General features: G+C 65.9%; 2 protein-coding genes. Both read right to left on the bottom strand.

Going from position 1 to position 1392, the window contains the following annotated elements:
- Positions 1 to 705 (bottom strand): phosphate ABC transporter ATP-binding protein PstB (pstB, locus tag K8I04_07420; protein MBZ0071541.1); only part of this gene is annotated, 705 nt, incomplete at its 3' end.
- A gap of 37 nt (positions 706 to 742) precedes the next feature.
- Positions 743 to 1392, bottom strand: a 650-nt coding sequence (locus tag K8I04_07415) for an ABC transporter permease subunit (GenBank protein ID MBZ0071540.1), incomplete at its 5' end; no start/stop codon positions are given.

The raw sequence follows: 1392 nt of genomic DNA, 5'->3' as shown, positions 1-1392 counted from the left end.
CTGCTGCATGTTGTGGGTCACGATTACGATGGTGTAGTGCGACTTCAGCTCGTAGATCAGCTCCTCGATCTTGAGCGTCGAGATCGGATCCAGCGCCGAGGCCGGCTCGTCCAGCAGCAGCACCTCGGGTTCGATGGCGATGGCGCGCGCGATCACCAGGCGCTGCTGCTGGCCACCGGACAGGCCGAGGGCATTGTCGTGCAGGCGGTCCTTGACCTCGTCCCACAGGGCCGCCCCGCGCAGCGCGTTCTCCACCACCTCGTCGAGCACCCGGCGGCTGCGCACACCCTGCAGGCGCAGACCGTAGGCGACGTTCTCGTAGATGCTCTTGGGAAATGGGTTGGGCTTCTGGAATACCATGCCGACGCGGCGGCGCAGGTCGGCGACGTTCACCGACTTGGCGTAGATGTCCTGGCCGTCGAGCAGTATCCGGCCCCCGATGCGCACGCCGTCGACCAGGTCGTTCATGCGGTTGAAGCAGCGCAGCAGGGTCGACTTGCCGCAGCCGCTGGGCCCGATGAAGGCGGTGACCCGCTTGCGCGGCACGCTCATGCCGATGCCCTTGAGCGCCTGCTTGGTGCCATAGTACAGATCCAGGTTCTCGACCTGGATACAGATGTCCTCCTCCTCGATGTGCCGGTCCACGCCGGCCTGTCCGAGGGCTTCCATGCCGATGGCATGGGCAGACATGGTTCGATCGCTCATGGTCGCGTCTCTCGCGTCCGGCTGCGGGCCGGCGTCGTCATTGATCCAGCGCACGGTACTTCTCGCGCAGGCGGTTGCGAAGGGTGATGGCGGCGATGTTCAGCACCATGATGACCAGCACCAGCAACAGCGCAGTGGCATACACCAGCGGCCGTGCCGCCTCGACGTTGGGGCTCTGGAAGCCGACATCGTAGATGTGAAAGCCCAGATGCATGAACTTGCGCTCCAGGTGCAGGTAGGGAAAGTTGCCGTCCAGGGGCAGGGTCGGCGCCAGTTTGACCACACCGACCAGCATCAGCGGTGCGACCTCGCCGGCGGCACGCGCAATCGCCAGGATGAGGCCGGTCATCATGGCCGGCGTCGCCATCGGCAGCACCGTGCGCCACAGGGTCTCGGCCTTGGTCGCGCCGAGCGCGAGACTGCCTTCGCGGATGGAGCGCGGTACCCGCGACAGCCCCTCCTCGGTGGCGACGATGACCACCGGGACAGGGAGCATGGCCAGCGTCAGCGACCACCACAGCAGGCCCGGCGTGCCGAACGTCGGTGCGGGCAGCGCCTGCGCAAAAAACACGCGGTCTATGTTGCTGCCCAGGAAATAGACGAAGAAACCCAGACCGAACACGCCGTAGACGACCGACGGCACCCCGGCGAGGTTATTCACGGCGATGCGGATGATCCGGGTCACGG

It is taken from the genome of Gammaproteobacteria bacterium, from assembly GCA_019911805.1.
In the GTDB taxonomy this organism is placed as follows: Bacteria; Pseudomonadota; Gammaproteobacteria; order Thiohalobacterales; family Thiohalobacteraceae; genus JAHJQQ01.
This window is presented reverse-complemented; position numbering and strand designations above follow the sequence as displayed.